This is a genomic window from Sphingobium sp. HWE2-09 (genome assembly GCF_035989265.1).
Classification (GTDB): Bacteria; Pseudomonadota; Alphaproteobacteria; order Sphingomonadales; family Sphingomonadaceae; genus Sphingobium.
On record NZ_JAYKZX010000003.1, the window covers coordinates 1,621,050 to 1,639,725 of the forward strand.

The 18,676-nt window shown below is 64.5% G+C and carries 16 protein-coding genes and 2 pseudogenes; 12 read left to right on the top strand and 6 right to left on the bottom strand.

Annotated elements, in window-relative coordinates:
- The first annotated feature begins 44 nt into the window (after positions 1–44).
- On the top strand, positions 45–1,847 hold the full coding sequence (locus U5A89_RS13275) for a DUF885 domain-containing protein (protein WP_338161558.1): 1,803 nt from the start codon (positions 45–47) through the stop codon (positions 1,845–1,847).
- Between the two features lie 71 nt (positions 1,848–1,918).
- On the opposite strand, the gene U5A89_RS13280 is transcribed toward U5A89_RS13275, so the two are convergent.
- Positions 1,919–3,403 (bottom strand): replicative DNA helicase, encoded by a 1,485-nt coding sequence (locus U5A89_RS13280; protein ID WP_338161559.1) that lies wholly within the window; start codon positions 3,401–3,403, stop codon positions 1,919–1,921.
- Positions 3,404–3,516: 113 nt separating this feature from the next.
- Here U5A89_RS13280 and U5A89_RS13285 point away from each other — a divergent pair, with 113 nt between their 5' ends.
- From U5A89_RS13285 to U5A89_RS13315, 7 genes and pseudogenes are all read left to right on the top strand, one after another.
- The gene (locus U5A89_RS13285) at positions 3,517–3,999 is read left to right on the top strand and encodes a UPF0262 family protein (protein ID WP_338161560.1); all 483 of its coding nucleotides are present in this window, start codon (positions 3,517–3,519) and stop codon (positions 3,997–3,999) included.
- A gap of 28 nt (positions 4,000–4,027) precedes the next feature.
- Positions 4,028–4,696: a GH25 family lysozyme gene (locus tag U5A89_RS13290; protein WP_338163053.1), complete on the top strand. Its 669-nt coding sequence runs from the start codon at positions 4,028–4,030 to the stop codon at positions 4,694–4,696.
- Complete coding sequence (locus tag U5A89_RS13295; RefSeq protein ID WP_338161561.1) at positions 4,696–5,154, top strand: cytidine deaminase; 459 nt, start codon at positions 4,696–4,698, stop codon at positions 5,152–5,154. The genes U5A89_RS13290 and U5A89_RS13295 overlap by 1 nt, the downstream gene beginning before the upstream one ends.
- A 6-nt stretch (positions 5,155–5,160) precedes the next feature.
- Positions 5,161–5,706, top strand: a pseudogene (dcd, locus tag U5A89_RS13300) (dCTP deaminase); the annotation flags it as partial.
- A gap of 24 nt (positions 5,707–5,730) precedes the next feature.
- A pseudogene (locus U5A89_RS13305) lies at positions 5,731–6,485 on the top strand (metallophosphoesterase).
- Between the two features lie 241 nt (positions 6,486–6,726).
- Complete coding sequence (locus tag U5A89_RS13310; RefSeq protein ID WP_338161562.1) at positions 6,727–8,223, top strand: ATPase domain-containing protein; 1,497 nt, start codon at positions 6,727–6,729, stop codon at positions 8,221–8,223.
- Positions 8,213–10,870: an ATP-binding protein gene (locus U5A89_RS13315; RefSeq protein WP_338161563.1), complete on the top strand. Its 2,658-nt coding sequence runs from the start codon at positions 8,213–8,215 to the stop codon at positions 10,868–10,870. Before U5A89_RS13310 ends, U5A89_RS13315 begins: the two co-directional genes overlap by 11 nt.
- Here the strand turns inward: U5A89_RS13315 and U5A89_RS13320 are convergent.
- Together U5A89_RS13320 and U5A89_RS13325 are read right to left on the bottom strand one after the other, a co-directional pair.
- Positions 10,867–11,556: an anti-sigma factor family protein gene (locus tag U5A89_RS13320; RefSeq protein ID WP_338161564.1), complete on the bottom strand. Its 690-nt coding sequence runs from the start codon at positions 11,554–11,556 to the stop codon at positions 10,867–10,869. The genes U5A89_RS13315 and U5A89_RS13320 overlap by 4 nt on opposite strands.
- Positions 11,553–12,041, bottom strand: a complete 489-nt coding sequence (locus U5A89_RS13325) for an RNA polymerase sigma factor (RefSeq protein WP_338161565.1) — start codon at positions 12,039–12,041, stop codon at positions 11,553–11,555. Before U5A89_RS13325 ends, U5A89_RS13320 begins: the two co-directional genes overlap by 4 nt.
- 88 nt (positions 12,042–12,129) lie before the next feature.
- Between U5A89_RS13325 and U5A89_RS13330 the strand changes: the two genes are divergently transcribed.
- The gene (locus tag U5A89_RS13330; RefSeq protein ID WP_338161566.1) at positions 12,130–13,425 is read left to right on the top strand and encodes a S8 family serine peptidase; all 1,296 of its coding nucleotides are present in this window, start codon (positions 12,130–12,132) and stop codon (positions 13,423–13,425) included.
- 101 nt (positions 13,426–13,526) lie between these two features.
- Positions 13,527–14,222, top strand: a complete 696-nt coding sequence (locus U5A89_RS13335) for a hypothetical protein (protein WP_338161567.1) — start codon at positions 13,527–13,529, stop codon at positions 14,220–14,222.
- Positions 14,223–14,338: 116 nt separating this feature from the next.
- Here the strand turns inward: U5A89_RS13335 and U5A89_RS13340 are convergent, their stop codons facing one another.
- From U5A89_RS13340 to U5A89_RS13350, 3 genes are all read right to left on the bottom strand, one after another.
- Entirely contained in the window at positions 14,339–15,028 is a 690-nt protein-coding gene (locus U5A89_RS13340; protein ID WP_338161568.1) for a pentapeptide repeat-containing protein, read from the bottom strand.
- Between the two features lie 111 nt (positions 15,029–15,139).
- A complete protein-coding gene (gene ctrA / locus U5A89_RS13345) occupies positions 15,140–15,847 on the bottom strand; it encodes a response regulator transcription factor CtrA (RefSeq protein WP_169573436.1) in 708 nt (235 codons plus the stop codon).
- A gap of 295 nt (positions 15,848–16,142) precedes the next feature.
- Positions 16,143–17,036 (bottom strand): LysR family transcriptional regulator, encoded by an 894-nt coding sequence (locus U5A89_RS13350; RefSeq protein WP_338161569.1) that lies wholly within the window; start codon positions 17,034–17,036, stop codon positions 16,143–16,145.
- 106 nt (positions 17,037–17,142) lie between these two features.
- On the opposite strand from U5A89_RS13350, the gene U5A89_RS13355 reads away from it, so the two are divergent.
- Positions 17,143–17,862 carry a pirin family protein gene (locus U5A89_RS13355; RefSeq protein ID WP_338161570.1) on the top strand — a complete coding sequence of 240 codons (720 nt, stop codon included), beginning with the start codon at positions 17,143–17,145 and terminating at the stop codon, positions 17,860–17,862.
- A gap of 102 nt (positions 17,863–17,964) precedes the next feature.
- Positions 17,965–18,564 carry an NAD(P)H:quinone oxidoreductase gene (gene wrbA / locus U5A89_RS13360; RefSeq protein ID WP_338161571.1) on the top strand — a complete coding sequence of 200 codons (600 nt, stop codon included), beginning with the start codon at positions 17,965–17,967 and terminating at the stop codon, positions 18,562–18,564.
- Positions 18,565–18,676 lie beyond the last annotated feature (112 nt).

Consider the following 18,676-nt stretch of genomic DNA (forward strand, 5'->3'; position numbering starts at 1 on the left):
TCTGCGGCTTAAAAGTCTTCCTTATCGAGATGAGGGAGAAACCCATGGACCGCCGCGACTTTCTGTTTTCCACCGGCGCCGTCGCGCTCGCCACCGCCGCGCCGCGCGCCTTTGCGCAAGGCAGCGACGACGCCCGTCTGTCCGCTACCTTTGCCGCAATCTTCGAGCGGCAACTGGACCTGTCCCCTGGCATGGTCACCAGCCTGGGCCTGGACAAGGGCGCCCGTGCCAGCGCGAAAAGCCAGTTGGACGACAACAGCAAATCGGCGATGCTAAAACGGCTGGCTGCGACCCAAGGCGCGATCAAGGAACTGGACGCCTATAAGAGCGCCAAGCTATCCGACGCGCAGCGGCTCAACCTCGACGTCATTCTCTATGTGCTGGACCAGCAGACCGTCGCCCCGGCCACGTTCGGCCTCAACAGCGCGGTGCGCCCCTATCGCATCTTCCAGCAGGGCGGCAGCTATTTTTCGACGCCCGACTTCCTCAACACCGCCCATACGATCAATGCGACCGCCGATTGCGACGCTTATGTCGCGCGGCTCGATGCCTTCGCCCGCAACCTGCGCACGGATACCGCGCTCCAGCGGGACGAGGCTGCGCGCGGTTATCTCGCGCCCGGCTGGTCGCTCGACCTGACATTGGTGCAGATGAAGAAGCTGCGGGCGCAACCGGCGGCCGACAGTTCGATCGTGCAATCGCTGGTCAAGCGCGCCGCCGCCAAGGGCATAGCGGGCGATTGGCAAACCCAGGCAACCGCGATCGTGGAAAAGGCGATCTATCCCGCGCTGGACGAACAGATTGCCGCGATCGAAACGCTCAGACCCAAGACGGCGGCTGGCGATGGCGTGTGGCGCACGCCGCGCGGCGACGAGATTTACGCCGCTGCGCTCAAGAGCGCGACCACGACAAACCTGTCCGCCGACCAGATCCATGCCATGGGGCTGGAACAGGTCGCCGACATCAGCGCACAGCTGGACACGATCCTGAAAGGGGCGGGCTACACCAAGGGCACGATCGGCGAACGGCTGGCGGCGCTCAATGTCGAACCGTCGCAGCTTTATGCCGACAGCGCAGACGGCCGCGCGGCCCTGCTGGCGCAACTCAACCGCGACCTGGATGCGATGAAGGCCAAGCTGCCCAATGCCTTCGCCACCATTCCCGACACCGCATTGGAAATTCGCGCGGTGCCGGTGGAAATTCAGGATGGCGCGTCGAACGGCTATTATAACCGCGCCGCGCTCGACGGGTCGCGGCCTGCCATCTATTTCATTAATCTCAAGGATGTCGGCGACTGGCCCAAATATGGCCTGCCGGCGCTGACCTATCATGAGGGCGTGCCGGGCCATCATCTGCAGATTTCGACGTCGCAGACGGCGGGCGATGTCCCGATGCTGCGCAAGACCGCGTTCATGAGCGCCTATGGCGAAGGTTGGGCGCTCTATGCCGAGCAGTTGGCGGACGAACTGGGCGGCTATGCGACGCCACTCGACCGGGCAGGCTATCTGCAATCCTTCCTGTTCCGCGCAGCGCGGCTGGTGGTCGATACCGGCATCCACGCCCGGAAATGGGACGTGAAGCAGGCGACCGACTATATGGTCCAGAAGACCGGCTTCGCGCAGCCGCGCTGCCAGCGGGAGGTGGAACGCTATTGCACGCAGCCCGGCCAGGCGACCAGCTACAAGGTCGGACATGGCGTCTGGAGCAAGGCCCGCCAGGATGCGCAGGCGGCGCTTGGCAATCGCTTCGATCTGAAGCAATTCCACGGGATTCTTGAGGAAGGCGCGATGCCGTTGTCGATGCTGGAAACGCGGGTGGCCGCGCGGGCGAAGGCGGCGAAAGGGTAATTCGGGGTCAGGCGCGAACACCGAACTGGACTCCGGCTTGCGCCGGGGAACAGCGGTGATCGGCTGCCGTATTATTCATATTCCAGGTCTTGGTAGCCATCCTCCGCAATGTCGGAGAAGCGGGTAATGCGCGCGTCGAACTTCATGCGGATGCGGCCGGTGGAACCGTGGCGCTGTTTGGCGACGATCAGTTCGGCCAGACCGTAAATCTGCTCCATCTGCTGCGCCCATTCGGTATGTTCGGCGCTTTCCTTGTCCCCCGGTTCCTTCGCCGCGATATAATAATCCTCACGGAAGACGAACCAGACCATGTCGGCGTCCTGCTCGATCGATCCGGATTCACGAAGATCGGATAGCTGCGGCCGTTTGTCTTCGCGCTGTTCGACCGCGCGGCTGAGCTGCGACAGCGCCAGCACCGGCACATGCAGTTCCTTTGCGAGCGTCTTCAATCCACGCGAGATTTCCGAGATTTCGTTGACGCGATTCTCATTGCCGCGCCCGGTGCCCTGCAACAGCTGGAGATAGTCGACCACGATGAAGCCGATATCGTGCCGCCGCTTCAACCGGCGGGCGCGGGTGCGCAGCGCGGCGATGGTCAGGCCCGGCGTATCGTCGATGAAGAGGGGCAGTTCCTGCAATTCGCGCGCGGCGCGGGACAGGTTCTGAAAGTCCGCACGGCTGATCTTGCCCATGCGCAGCGCTTCGCCTGAGATGCCCGACTGTTCGGCCAGGACGCGGGTCGCCAGCTGGTCCGCCGACATTTCCAGGGAGAAGAAGGCGGTCTTGGCACCCATATTCTTTTCCGCCGGGATGCCGTCGGCATTGTCGCGCAGCCAGCGGGACGCCGCATTATAGGCGATGTTGGTCGCCAGCGACGTCTTGCCCATGCCAGGGCGTCCGGCCAGGATCATCAAGTCGGAATTGTGCAGGCCACCGATCTTCGCGTTCAGGCTGTTGATGCCGGTGGTGATGCCCGACACATGGCCGCCGCTGTTGAGCGCGCGTTCGGCCACCTGCACCGCTGCGGTGGAGGCGGCAAGGAAGCTCTTGACCGAGCCGCCCTCGCCCTCCCCTTCCGACACTTTGTAGAGCGCGACTTCGGCCGCTTCGATCTGCTCGCGCGGATTGACGGCTTCGCTGGTGTCGAGCGCATTTTCGACCAGTTCGCGGCCGACATTCACCAACTCCCGCAGTAGCGCCAGATCGTAAATCTGGGTGGCGAAGTCGCGCGCGCCGATCAGCGCCGCGCCATTGCCGGTTAGCTGCGCCAGATAGGCCGCGCCGCCCAGTTCCTTCAACGCCGGGTCCATGTCCAGCATAGGCTTGAGCGTCACCGGATTGGCGATCATATCCTTGTCCAGCAGGCGCATGATCGCGTCGTAGATGCGGCCGTGCAGCGGCTCGAAGAAATGTTCGGCCTTGATCTTGAGCTGGACATCCTCGGCAATGCGATTGTCGATCATGATCGCGCCCAGCAGCGCGGCTTCCGCTTCCACGTTGCGCGGCAATTCGGTGCCACCGGTTTCGGCGGGGGTGATTTTCAGCAGTTCGACCATGGCCTCTCTTTCCTCTCCCGGCGCGCTGGGCGCAAGGGTGGAATCGGAACCATCTGTGGATAAGTCCCGCTTGCTTTTCGGCGCGTGCCGCCGCACTGACTAAGCGCTTCATCATGGCCGATCCGCGCATCATAGACATCCAGCTGGACCAGCGCACGATCCTGTGGCGCAATGCCGACGTGGAGCAGGAACGGCGCATCGCCATTTTCGACCTGCTGGAGGATAATCACTTCGCGCCGCAGCGGATCCATGGCGACGGCTATGCCGGTCCCTACAAGGTGATGTTACGGGTCGAGGACGGGCGGCTGGTGATCGAGATCAACCGGGAGGACGACACGCCGCTGGAGGCGATCATCCTGGGCCTGGGTCGATTCCGTCGGCCTATCCGCGAATATTTCGCCATTTGCGACAGCTATTATCAGGCCATAAGCAACGCGTCGCCCCAGCAGATCGAAACGGTGGACATGGCCCGCCGCGCCATCCACAATGACGCGGCGGACATGTTGAAGGAACGGCTGGAGGGCAAGATCGACGTCGATTTCGACACCGCGCGGCGGCTGTTCACGCTGATCTGCGTATTGCACATCAAGGGGTAGGAAGATCAGGGTTGTGACTTTGGGGGGGCTGCTGGTCCGCATCGCGGCGGGGCTTGCGGTGGTCGCGGCGCTGGCGCTGGCGCTGTGGCTCTATGCCCGCGCCTGGGCGCCGAGCCGCGATCAATATCCGGTGCAGGGCGTCAGCATCAGCGCCGATAACGGTGCGGTCGACTGGGGCACGCTGGCGGCGCAGGGCGCGGACTTCGCCTATATCCGTGCCGCCGATGCGGCCGACCGTCGCGACCCGACCTTCGCCGCCAACTGGCGCGGGGCGCGGGGCGCGGGGATGCGCTATGGCGCGCTGATCGAATTTACGCCCTGCCGCCTCGCCAGCGACCAGGCGACGCGGTATATGACCACCGTGCCGCGCGACAATGCGGCGCTGCCCCCGGTCATCCGCCTCGCCTTCTCCCCCGCCTGCACCGCGCGGCCGAACCGCGATCTGCTGCTCTCGGAACTCAACACGCTGGTGAACCTGGTGGAGGGTCATGCCGGCAAGACGGTGCTGCTCAACGTCACCGAAGAGTTTGACAAGGCCTATGATATCGGGTCCGGCATCAACCGGACGCTATGGCTGGACGGGAATTTCATGCCCCCCGATTACGCGACCAAACCCTGGGTGATGTGGACAGCCAGCGACATGCGGCATATCGACGGCGTCGATGGCCCGGTACGATGGAATGTGGTGACGCCCTGATGCGCGACGAACAACGAGTTGGACAGTTGATTGCGGCTGCGCGGGGGGCGATGGCCCATGCCCATGCACCCTATAGCCGCTTTGCCGTAGGCGCAGCGGTGCGGCTGACCGATGGCAGCATCGTGACCGGCTGCAACTTCGAAAATGCCAGCTACGGCCTGTCGCTTTGCGCGGAAACGGTGGCGTTAGCGAGCGCCAATACGCAGGGTCGTTTCGCTGACGTAACGGAAATTGCCGTGGTCGGTGGGGCGATGGATGCGGGCGAAGAGGCGCTGGTCACCCCCTGCGGCCGGTGTCGCCAGATCATGAACGAGGCCGAGCAGATGAGCGGCCGTACGCTCGCGATCTACTGCGCCACGCCCAGCGGCGACCGCATCCTCGACCTCACGGTTGCGGAGCTTCTCCCCCACGCCTTCGGTCCGGCGGACCTGGGCATCGGTCCCACCAAAAAGAGCTGACACATCATGGCCATTCTTTCCGACAAATGGATTCGCGAACAGGCGCTGAGCACCGGCATGATCGAGCCGTTCGTGGAAAGCCAGCGGCGCGAAGGCTGCATCAGCTACGGCCTGTCCTCCTACGGCTATGACGCGCGGGTGGCGGACGAGTTCAAGATTTTCACCAATGTCGACAGCACGATCGTGGACCCGAAGGATTTCGACCCCAAGAATTTCGTCGATCGCAAGACCGATTGCTGCATCATCCCGCCCAATAGTTTCGCGCTGGCTCGCACGGTGGAATATTTCCGCGTGCCGCGCGACGTGCTGGTCATTTGCCTGGGCAAATCCACCTATGCCCGTTGCGGTATCATCGTGAACGTGACGCCGCTGGAGCCGGGTTGGGAGGGGCATGTGACGCTGGAATTTTCCAATACTACGCCGCTGCCCGCGAAAATCTACGCCAATGAAGGCGCGTGCCAGTTCCTGTTCTTGTCTGGCAATGAGCCGTGCGAGGTCAGCTATGCCGACCGCGCGGGCAAATATATGGGGCAGCAGGGCGTGACTCTCCCCGCCTGTGATGCGACACTGCCCGCAATGAGTTTCTGGCGCAGAGGCATGAAGGGCGCGGCGGCGATGCCCGATATCGGCGCAGACCGCCGCGTCTATGCGATCGGCGACGTACATGGCCGGGCCGACCTGCTCGATCAGTTGCTGGCGATGATCGCGCGCGACGACGATGTCCGGCCGCGCAAGCCGATCAGCATCATCCTGCTGGGCGATCTGATGGATCGCGGTCCCGATTCCCGCGCGGTGGTGGAACGGGTGATGGCGCTGGCCGCGGCGGGCGGCGGCTTTGCCTGTCTCAAGGGCAATCATGAGGAAGCCTTCATCCTGGCCGCGCGCGGCGATGTACGCGCCCTGCCCCTGTTCCGCCGGATGGGGGAGAAGCGACGCTGGTCAGCTATGGCCTGGCCCCCGCCCTGTTCGGGGTGATGAGCGACGCCGAACTGGCCGCGTGGATGGAACGCCACGTCCCGCGTGCCCATGTCGATTTTCTTGACGCCCTGCCCAATTCCATCGCGATCGGCGATTATCTGTTCGTCCATGCGGGCATCCGGCCCAGCTTGCCGATCGACGCGCAAAGCTCCGCCGATCTACGCTGGATACGGCAGGAATTTCTGACCCATCGGGGGATGCATCCCAAGATGATCGTCCATGGTCATAGCATCAGCGCCGATGTGGACGATCAGGTCGGGCGCATCGGCATCGACACCGGCGCGTTCCAGTCCGGGCGGCTAACCGCCATCGGGCTGGAGGGCGTAGATCGGTGGATTTTGCAGACCGGATAGGATCGCAGGCTGTTCCGCCGCCCTGCTTTCCAGTCGGCCGGATGCAAATGCGGCTTCGGGCGCTTCATCATCGGCATGACCCGTGGCGCTTGTCCGTAAAAGCTGATCGAGATCAGCTATTTCCCGTCATGTCATGACAATTGGCGATAAATGGCGGAAATATCTGCGATCGATCGCCGCTTTCGCTTCTAATCCCCGCCAATTTGGCTACCGTCCGTGCCATGAAATTTGGACTGGACCTATGATAAACCCCACGATTATCTCGACCGGCAATGTAGGTCTCGACACGATCATCAAGGGAGGGGTGCCGGCCAATCGCCTCTACCTGCTGGAAGGCGCGCCGGGATCGGGCAAGACGACGCTGGCGCTGCAATATTTGCAGGAAGGCGTCCGGCTGGGTGAGCCGGTGCTCTACATCACCCTGTCAGAGACGCGCGAGGAATTGCAGGCGGTCGCCGCGTCACACAATTGGACGCTGGACGGGTTCGACGTGTTCGAACTGGAATCGGCGGAGGATGTGTTCGGCGACGGGCGCGAACAGTCGATCATCCATCCGTGGGAAATGGAGCTGGGCGAAACCATTCGCCTGATCCAGGACGAGGTCGAACGGGTAAAGCCCAAGCGCGTGGTGTTCGACAGCCTGTCGGAAATGCGCCTACTGGCGCAAGACCCGCTGCGCTATCGCCGCCAGGTGCTGGCGCTTAAGCAATTTTTCTCTGGCCGGGAAACGACCGTGATCCTGGTGGACGACATGTCCGGATCGGCGGATTCGCGCGATGCGCATCTGCATAGCCTGTGCCATGGCGTCTTCACGCTGGAACGGCTGACGCTGGACTTCGGCGCGGCACGGCGCCGGATGCAGGTGCAAAAACTGCGCGGCGTGGATTTCACCGCTGGCTATCATGACATGATGATCCGCAAGGGCGGCGTCGACATCTTCCCACGCCTGATCGCCGCCGACCATCATGTCGCCTTCACCGGCGACCTGGTGCAAAGTGGCGTGCCCGAACTGGACGCGCTGTTCGCCGGCGGACCGATGCGCGGGACCAGCGCGCTGATCACCGGGCCGGCCGGGTCGGGCAAGACCACCATCGCGCTGCAATATCTCTATTCCGCCTGCGAACGGGGCGAAGCGTGCACCTTGTTCGAATTTGACGAGCGGGTCGGCACGCTGATGACCCGCGCGACCGCGTTCGGACTGGATATCGGGCGGCATGTGGAAACGGGCTGCATGATGATCCAGCAGATCGACCCGGCGGAGATTTCACCGGGCGAATTTGCCGCGCGCGTGCGGCATCAGGTGGAAGAACGCGGCGTTCGCATGATCGTGATCGACAGCCTCAACGGCTATATGGCGGCGATGCCCCAGGAACAGCAGTTGCTGCTCCAGATGCATGAACTGCTGTCATATCTCAGCCAGCGGGGCGTGGTGACCTTCCTCATCAATCCCCAGCACGGCCTGGTCGGCACGATGACGACCAGCCTCAATATCTCCTATGTCGCCGATTCCGTCGTGCTGCTGCGCTTTTTCGAAGCCGAGGGGCGCGTGCGCAAAGCGATTTCCATCCTCAAGAACCGGGGCGGCGTGCATGAAGATGCGATCCGGGAGTTCCGCATCGATCGCAACGGCGTTCGCGTTGGCGAGCCGCTGACGAATTTCCGGGGGGTGTTGACCGGAACGCCTGAATATCGCGGCGCGGCTCTGCCGCTGATGGAAGATCGCACCGGTGACGCCTAGCGGGATTGAGGAAGGGCATCGGCTGCTTGTCTGTGCGCCGTTCGGGCGCGATGCCGACAGCGTCGCCGGGCTGCTGGCCAAGGAATATTATGACGTCCGCATCTGCGCGAACGTCAGTGCGATCGCCGCCGGGCTGGACGAAAATGTCGGCGCGGTGCTGGTCACGGAAGAGGCGCTGGCCGGTGACCTGGCCCCGCTGCGCATGGCGTTGTTCGCGCAACCGGCCTGGTCGGATGTGCCGTTCATCCTGTTGAAGGCGCAACGGACCGGGCGCACCCCGACCGGTACGGCGATCCCGATCCGTCTGCTGGACATGGTCACCAATACGGTCGTGCTGGAACGGCCGCTGGGCGTCGCATCGCTGGTCAGCGCGATCGCGTCGGCCATGCGCGCGCGGCAGAAACAGTTTGAGATGCGCGACCGCATCGGCGAACTGGCGGACAGCGAAAGCCGCCTGCGCCTGGCGACCGCCGCCGCCGATATCGGCACATGGGATTATGATCCGGTCACCGGCGCGCTGCGCTGGGACGCGCGGTGCAAGGCGATGTTCGGCCTGCCTGCCGACGCGCCCATCACCTATGACGGCAGCTTCATCGCGGGATTGCATCCCGACGATCGCGAGCGCGCCGATGCCGCGGTGAGCGCGGCGTTGGCGCCTGGCAGCGACGGATTGTTCGATATCGAATATCGCACCATCGGCCTGGAGGACGGTGTCGAACGCTGGATCGCCGCGCGCGGTGGCGCGGTGTTCGATGATGGCCGCGCGACGCGCTTCATCGGCACGGTGATCGACATTTCGCAGCCAAAACAGGCCGCCGCCGCGCTGGCCGCATCGGAAGCCGCGCTGCGCGAGGAAAGCCTGGCGCTCGACATTTTGAACCGAACGGGCGAGCGGGTCGCAGCCGAACTGGACCTGGACCGGCTGGTGCAGGCGGTGGTGGATGCCGGGCGCGAACTGACGGGCGCGGAGATCGGTGCCTTCTTCTACAACCGGACTGACGAAACGGGTGAAAGCTATCAGCTCTACAGCCTGTCGGGCGCGCCTATCGAAGCTTTTGCGGGCTTCCCGGTGCCGCGCAACACGACATTGTTCGGCCCAACCTTTACTGGGCAAGGCGTGGTGCGCTCCCCGGACATATTGCGCGATCCGCGCTACGGGCGCAACGATCCGCATTTCGGGATGCCGAAGGGGCATCTTAAGGTCGTATCCTATCTGGCCGTTCCGGTCATCGCGCGGTCGGGGGATGTCATCGGCGGTCTGTTCTTCGGCCATGCCACCGCCGACCAGTTCGATGAACGATCCGAGCGGCTGGCCATGGGCCTGTCGGCGCAGGCTGCGATCGCGATCGACAATGCCCGGCTGATCCAAACGGCGCAGCGGCTGAACCAGACGCTGGAGCAGAAGGTCGCCGAACGCACCGCCGCTCTGGAGGCGGAAATGGTGAGCCGCGCCCGCGCCGAAGCCGCGTTGCGCCAGAGCCAGAAAATGGAGGCGGTCGGCCAGCTGACCGGCGGCATCGCCCATGATTTCAACAATATGCTGACCGGTGTGATCGGCGGGCTGGATATCGTCAAGCGACGCATCGCGTCGGGCCGTTTCGATGATCTGGACCGGTTCATGGATGCGGCATCGGCGTCTGCCCAACGCGCGGCGGCACTAACCGCGCGGCTGCTCGCTTTCTCCCGTCGCCAGTCGCTCGACGCCCGGTCGGTGAACATCAACAGCCTCATCACCTCACTCAATGACCTGATCGCGCGGTCGGTTCATGAGAATATCCGGCTGAACATCGTTCCGGGCGTGGATGATCCCCATGCCGTGGTCGATCCCAACCAGCTGGAAAACGCGATCCTGAACCTGGCGATCAATGCGCGCGATGCGATGCCCGATGGCGGGCAATTGACCGTCGAAGTCAGCGCGATCGAACTGGACGCAGCCTATGCGGCGGCCATCCCCGAGGTCGATGCGGGCCATTATGTCGTGATCGCGGTATCCGACACCGGCGTCGGGATGCCGCCGGACGTCATCGACAAGGTGTTCGAACCCTTTTTCACCACCAAGCCGATCGGCCAGGGTACGGGCCTTGGCCTGTCGATGGTCTATGGGTTTGCCCGGCAGTCGGGCGGGCAGGTGCGCATTCACAGCCAGCCGGGCATGGGCACGTCGGTGAAACTCTATCTGCCGTCGGGCGAAGCCGTGACCAGCGCGGCCGACGCCGGGCCGCACGCCATTCAGGAAGGCCATGGCCAGACCGTGCTGGTGGTCGAAGACGATCCGTCGGTGCGCCTGCTGGTGCGCGAAGTGCTGGACGAGTTGCGCTATGTGCCGGTGGAGGCCTGCGACGCCAGCGAAGCCATCCCAATCCTGCAATCCGCGCGCCCGATCGACCTGATGGTGTCCGATGTCGGCCTGCCGGGCATGAACGGGCGGCAACTGGCGGAGGTCGCACGCGAACATCGCCCCAATTTGCCGATCCTGTTCGTCACCGGCTATGCCGAGAATGCAGCGGTCAGGGCGGGCTTTCTGGGCGACAATATGGGCATGATCACCAAGCCCTTTGCGCTGGATGCCCTTGCGGCGAAGATCGACGAAATGATCGCCGATAAAGGTGATCGGGACCGCGTCGCTACGACCGAAGCGCAGGCTTAGCGCCAGTCCTTTGCCTTGGCCGCCTGTTCGCCTGCCGCATCCACGGGGGCGCCGGCGATCAACGCCTCGACGGTCGCCATGACTCGCGCGTCGGCGGAGGAGGCCTGGCGGTAGGCAGCGCCCTGCCCGGCGCCCGGCAACGCCTGCTGCACCTGCCACCCGTCGCCTTCGCGACAGGCGACGCCCGCCAATGCGCCATCGAAGCTGCGGCACCAACCGCCGCCCTTGCGTTGGAAGGTCAGCCCGATGCGAATCGGCGCGTCCCCCTGCGCCGACGCCAGTTGGTCGTTCAGCGCGGTCGCGAGCGATCCCTGCGCCACCATCATGCCGTCCCGAACACCGATGGTCCCGGCGTCCGATCCAGACAGGCGGCCCAAGCCAAGGCCCAGCACCAGGCTGGCGGCGATCGCCCCGCCCATCGCCCAGCCACCCCAGCGCCGGGATGGTCGCGCAATCGGCGTGACCGTAGCGCCAGTCTCCAGCAAGGCGCGCAGCCGGTCGGGTACGGGTTCTTCCGCCACCGGGGCATAATGGTCGCTTAGCCGGTCGCGCAACCGCCGATGCTGCGCCAGCCGTTCGGCCAGCGCCGGGTCGTCGGCCACGGCGCGCTCCACCCGGCGACGATTGACCTCATCCAGTTCGCCGTCGACCAGCGCCATCAGCATGGCTTCGTCGATCATGGTCATGCCGCCTCTCCCATCAATGCCATCAACGCGCCGCGACCGCGCACCAGTCGCGACGTAAGGGTTCCCATCGGCACACCCAGCACGGCCGCCGCTTCTTTGTAGGACAGCCCTTCCACCAGCACGAGCGCGATGGCTTCGCGCTGCTCGTCCGGCAACGCCTGCATCGCCCGGTCGACGTCGGACAGCATCATATGTGCCTCCACATCGCGGTCCCCGGCATGGCTGACATGCGCGCCCGCCTCTTCGGGGGCGAAGGTCTTGGCCGCGCGTTGCCGCGCGCGGGCTTCGTCTATCCACAGGTTGCGCATGATCCGGTACATCCAACTATCCAGACGGGTGCCCGGCTGCCATTGATCGCGCGCCTTCAGCCCGCGTTCAAGCGCCGCCTGGCACAGATCGTCGCCATCGGCGCGGTCGTGCGACAGGCTGGCGGCGAAGCGCCGCAATCTTGGCAGGATCGCCAGCAGGTCGCTTTCGAATGACATCGATACTCCGTCATCAGGGTTCGGGGATGAAACGCCCCAGCCCGTCCGTTTCATCCATCGAGACGAGACAGATGGATATTTTTTAGCCATGGATGATCCGGCTGGCGAGAGGATCGATGAGACCGACATGAGAATGACGCGCGCCTGGATGATCGCGGGCATGATGATGATCGCACCATCCGCCACGCAGGCGCAATTGCTGCCGGGCGGCGGTGGATTGGGCGGTGGGTTGGACAGGATCGGGCAGGCCGTGCCGGATACGCTCGGACGGGTCGGTGGCGCTGTGGACGCCGCCGATCTCGATCGTCTGTCGCCCACGCGTCTGGCGGACCGGCTGGTCGCGGCGCGCGCCGCGCGGATTGGCGACCTGTTGCAGCGCCACGGCGACAGCATCGAATTGGACGATCGGCGCGAACCCGCGCGACGCGGCGTCATATTATTGACCGGTGCGGACGATGCGGCTCTGGCGGCATTGCGGAGCGCCGGTTTTGGCGTGGAGAGCGACAGGATCGAAGGCATCGACCTGCCGATCGCCCGCATCATCCCGCCAGCAGGTCGCACCTTGGCGAAGGCGCTGCGTGAGGTTCGCAAGATAGCGCCCGGGGCGCAGGCGAGTGCGGACAATCTTTATTTCCCCAGCGGCGCGGCCCTGCCGATCGCCACCGGCGCTCTGGCGGGCGGCGGCCGGGTGGCGGGGCGCATCGCGGGGCTGATCGATGGCGGCGTGGGGCGGCACCCGGCGCTGACCGGGGCGATCGAGCAGCGCGGCTTTGCGGCGGGCGCACCGCGCGCCAGCGCCCATGGCACGGCCGTTGCCTCCCTCATCAGCGGAGATGGAACGATACGCGGTGCCGCGCCCGGCGCGCCGCTGCTGGTCGCCGACGTCTATGGCGACGATCCGGCAGGCGGCGGCGCCTTCGCCATCGTCCGCGCGCTGGGCTGGATGGCGGCGCGCGGCGCCAGAGTCGTGACAATCAGCTTGGTCGGCCCGGCCAATCCGCTGCTCGACGGTGCGATCCGCCTGGCGCGGGACAAGGGTGTGACGGTCGTCGCGGCGGTCGGCAATGACGGCCCGGCCGCGCCGCCCGCCTATCCCGCCTCCTACCCTGCCGTCATCGCCGTCACCGGCATAGACGGACGCGGACGCATCCTGCCCGAAGCCGGGCGAGCGACTCATGTCGATTTCGCCGCACCGGGCGCGGATATGGCGGCGGCCAATGTGGATGGCGGCAAGGGCGCGGTGCGCGGCACCAGCTTCGCTACGCCGCTGGTCGCGGGACGGCTGCTCGTGCGCGGCAGCATCGACACGCTCCGGGCGGAAGCGACTGTGCGAGCCGGAGGCAAGACGCCGATCATTTGCGGCGATTGCAGAAATCGCGATTGAACTTCAGTGACTTGATATTTTTCTTATGTGTCAGGGATTAAAGCCCTGCCCCCTCCCGTTCTCCCTTCATCGGATCAATAAGCCTTTGAAGGAGACGCGTGATGAAAGCCAAGTTCCTGATCGTAACCGCCTGCCTTGCCGCGCTGACGGCAGCGCCTGCCTCGGCCCAGCTGCTGGGTGGCGGTGGTGGCGGCGGCTTGGGTGGATCGCTGGGCGGTTTGGGCGGCGGTGGCCTTGGCGGGTCGCTGGGCGGCACGCTTGGTGGTTCGGGCAGTCTGGATCGCAGCATCGACCTCGACAATGGCCGTGTCGGCGCCAGCGGATCGAGCCGTGGTCGGGCCGATGGCGCGGCAACCGGTTCGGCGACGCGCCAAGGCAAGACCCGCAGCGGCAGCGCATCAGGGTCCGCCAGCGGATCGGCCGATGGCGGCCTGGCGGTCGATACGGTGGGGACCAGCGACGCGCGCAACGCCGTCGGCGCGGTGCGCGACCGGACCGGTGAGACGGTCGGGACCGCGCGGGATCGGGCGACCGAAACCGCCACCGCCGTGCGGGATCGTGCCACCACTACCGTCGCCAATACACGCGATCGGGCAGGCAATGCCGTCAACGCCACGCGCGACCGTGCTTCGGGTGTCGCCAATGGTGCGGGATCGACAGCGGGCAATGCTGTCGGTCGGGCGCAAGGCACCCTCGACAATAGCGCGTCGATCGACGCCAGCGGCCAGCTTTCGGGCAGCGCTTCCGGCCAAGGCGCGACGAGCGCCACCCCTTCTCCCAATCAGGCGGACGATTGACCCCGCACGGGGCTGCACGCGGGTAGCGGTCACGTTCCAAGCCGCCGCCCGACGCCCCACCGCCTGACGAACGGGTCGGCAGCCTTTCAGGCCGCCGGCCCGTTCAACGTTGCATGTCAGCGTACGTTCAACCCAAGTTCGCCCAGCAACTGCCCGGCCTGCTCGCGCGAGATGGTCGCGCCACGGAACAGTCCGGCATTGACCAGCCGCAATCCGCCAATGTCCGCACCGCGCAAATCGGCGCCATCGAAGCGGCAGCCGTCCAGCGTCGCATCGCGCAGGCTGCAGCCGTCGAACAAGGTGCCGCGAAAATCGCATTTGGCGAGGTCCGCCTGGCTGAAATCGACGGCCTTCAAGACCTGCTTGCGAAAGGAAAAGCCGGGCAGTCGCGCATTGACCAGCAACGTCTCGACAAATTGCACGTCGAGCGCGCTCGCATCGCTCAGGTCCGCGCCGGTCAACTTGCACCGTTCGAATATCGCGCCGAACAGCTTCGCGCGCCGCAGCACAGCATTGTTGAGATCGCAGGCGACAAACGCCGCTTCGCGCAGGTCCGCGCCGGCCAATTGTACGAACCCGCCGCGGCAGGATTGCCAACGTGTCCCGTCCAGCTTCGCGCCGGTAAAGTCGGTGTGGCGGATCTGGCAGCGTTCGAAAATCCAGCGGGACAGGTCCAGCCCGGACAGGTCGGCCTCATCCAGATCGCAATCGATCAGATGGGCTGGCAAGCTCTTGGCCAGGGGCGCAATGTCGGCCCGGCCCAGCGTCTGTTCGCTTAAGGATCGATCGGCAAACAGGTCATCCATGGTCTTGCCTTAGCCACAAGCGCCCGAATGATCCACGGTTCAAAACGGAAAAGGCCGACGCCCTTTCGGACATCGGCCTTCTTCACCCCCCGATGAACCCCGCTGTTAAGATCAGGCGACCTTGGCCTGTTCTTCCACGATTTCGTCCGGATCGCGCAGCACATAGCCGCGGCCCCAGACCGTCTCGATATAATTGTCGCCGCTGCACGCCAACGCCAATTTCTTGCGCAGCTTGCAGATGAACACGTCGATGATCTTGAGTTCCGGCTCGTCCATCCCGCCATAAAGGTGGTTCAGGAACATTTCCTTGGTCAGCGTCGTGCCCTTGCGGAGCGACAGCAGCTCCAGCATCGCATATTCCTTGCCGGTCAGGTGGACGCGATTGCCGTCCACTTCCACCGTCTTGGCGTCCAGGTTGACGGCCAGCTTGCCGGTGCGGATGACCGACTGGCTATGCCCCTTGGACCGGCGCACCACGGCGTGGATACGAGCGATCAGCTCTTCGCGATGGAAAGGCTTGGTCACATAATCGTCGGCGCCGAAGCCGAAGGAGCGGACCTTGCTGTCCATTTCGGCGATGCCCGACAGGATCAGCACCGGCGTCTGCACCTTGGCCGCGCGCAATTTCTTGAGCACGTCATAGCCGTGCATGTCGGGCAGATTCAGGTCCAGGCAGATGATGTCATAATCATACAGCTTGCCCAGATCGAGGCCTTCCTCACCCAGGTCGGTCGTATAGACATTGAAGCCTTCGGTCGTGAGCATCAGCTCGATCGCCTTGGCGGTGGTCGGTTCGTCCTCGATCAGCAGCACGCGCATGTGAAGCCCCTTGTGTGTCGCAATCCCGGTTGCAGCAGTCCCGTTCACCCCACCAGAACGGCTTCTGCTCCAAATCATTAACCAAAAAACTTCTGAAGGACAAAGGTTAATTTTTCGCTAACCGGCAGGAATCCACGAGTCGTTGATAAACGAATCTATTTACAAAGGGTTGAGGGCGAAACGGCCTGCCCGGAGTCAAGATGGATTCACCTGCGAAACGACGCATCAATGGGTATTAAAACCTTATCTTGATGCAACGATGCGGAAAATATTGCGCGCGGCTTTTCCCTCTCGGTTAACAGCCGTGATGCTTCGTCAGGAAGTCCAACAGCGCATCCACACGCGCGGGGCGCAACCGAGACGGGGGCGTCACCAGATGCAGGCCGAAGGGCGCGGGGCGCCAGTCGGTCAATATCTCCTCCACCTCGCCCTTCGCCAGCGCGTCGCCGACGATGAAGTCGGGCAAGCGGGCGATGCCCACGCCCATGCGCAACGCTGGCAGCATCGCCTCCCCGCTGTTGACTGTGATGCGGCTGCGGACCTGGACCACGACATTCTGCTGCCCCGGTCCGGCAAAGCGCCACACATCGGGCGCGGTACTGTTGGAATAACATAGGCAATCATGCGACCCGAGGTCGGTCGGGTGTTGCGGTCGCCCGCGTGTTTCCAGATAGGCGGGCGAGGCGACGGTATGGAGGGTCACGTCCGCCAGCCGCCGCGCGCGCAGCGAACTGTCGGGCATGTCGGCGATGCGGATGGTCGCGTCCAGTCCCATCTCCACGATGTCGATTTGCGCGTCGGACAGATGCAGGTCGACATCGACCAGCGGATGTTCCTTGGTGAACTGCGCTACCAGCGGCGCGACGCGCAACAGGCCGAAGGTCATCGGCGCGCCCAGCCGCACCACGCCCGACAGTTCGGCCGTCTCGTCACGCGCGGCTTCCTCCGCCGCCTGCCCCTCTACTAAGATGCGATGGGCATGGTCGGCCAACCGCTTGCCGCTTTCGGTGAGCGCGAGGCGGCGGCTGGTGCGGTTGAACAGGCTGGTGTCCAGATGCTCCTCAAGCCGGGTCACCGCTTTCGACACGGTCGCCTTGGACACGCTCAGCGCCTTGGCGGCGTCGGTGAAGCTGCGATGTTCCACGACGGCGGCGAACATCGCCCATGCTTCGAAGTCAGGTAGTCGCATCAGGAAACAATCCGTTTCAAAGCTGCCGGTTTATGAAACGATCCTGATGACTAGATTGACGGAAAGCAAGCGGAAGCATGCGCATCCGCAACGAAAGGTATCTGCTATGACCACGACCACAACGAACCGCATCGAGCGCCGTCCGTTCGCGTCGCTGGGCCATGCCGACCATGGCTGGCTCAACGCGCGCCATCATTTTTCCTTCGCCGATTATCATGAAGAAGACCGGATGCACTGGGGCGCGATCCGGGTATGGAACGATGATGAGATCGGCCCACGCTCCGGCTTTCCGCCGCACCCCCATGCCGACATGGAAATCATCACCTATGTCCGCACCGGCGCGATCACGCACAAGGACAGCCTGGGTAACCAGGGCCGTACCGAAGCGGGCGACGTGCAGGTGATGTCGGCCGGCAGCGGCATCCGCCACGCCGAATATAATCTGGAGGATGAAACCACCACCCTGTTCCAGATCTGGGTCATCCCCCGCACCCGTGGCGGCCAGCCCAGTTGGGGCGCCAAGCCCTTCCCCAAGGGCGATCGGTCCGGCAAGCTGGTGGTGCTCGCCAGCGGCTATGACGATGACAAGGAAGCGCTGCGCATCCGCGCCGACGCCCGCCTGCTGGGCGGCACGGTGAAGGCCGGGACGAGTGTGACCTATGACAGCGAAGAGGGACGCCACCTCTATCTGGTGCCGGCGACCGGCCGGATCGAGATTGACGGCCAGCCCTTCGAAGCGCGCGACGGCGCGGCGATCCTGGGCGGCGGACCGATCACCATCACGGCGATCGAAGACGCCGAAATCGTCCTGGTGGACAGCATCTGATCCCTATCGGCCCGTCCACCCCCTCCCCCGGACGGGCCGGGCCGCTCGCATCCCCTATGCGGGCGGCCACCCTCTTTTCCACACCCTTCAAGGAGACGCTTCATGGCTAAGGTATTGGTTCTCTATTATTCTTCCTACGGTCATATCGAAACCATGGCGAAGGCGATGGCCGAAGGTGCCGCGGCTGCCGGTGCGCGGGTCGACATCAAGCGCGTGCCCGAAACCGCGCCGCTCGAAGTCGCGCAGAATGCGCATTTCAAGCTGGATCAGGACGCCCCGATCGCGACCGTCGCCGAACTGGCCGATTATGATGCGATCATCGTCGGCACCGGCACCCGATTTGGCCGCATGTCCAGCCAGATGGCGGCCTTCCTCGACCAGGCCGGTGGCCTGTGGGCGCGCGGCGCGCTGAACGGCAAGGTGGGTGGCGCATTTACGTCCACCGCCAGCCAGCATGGCGGGCAGGAAGTGACGCTCTTTTCGATCATCACCAACCTCATGCATTTCGGCATGACCATCGTCGGCCTCGACTATGGGTTCCAGGGCCAGATGGGCGTGGACAAGGTGCGCGGCGGATCGCCCTATGGCGCGACGACCCTGGCCGACAGCGACGGCAGCCGCCAGCCCGGCGAGGAAGAACTGGAAGGCGCGCGCTATCAGGGCCGCCGCATCGCCGAAACCGCGATCAAGCTGCACGGTTGATCGCCCGCCGCGCCGTCTGACAGGCGCGGCACTGCAAGAGCCTAGGGTCGCACCTGACTTAAGCAGCCGTAAGGGGCTGGCGCATCGGGACTATGCGCCAGCCCCTTTTCGT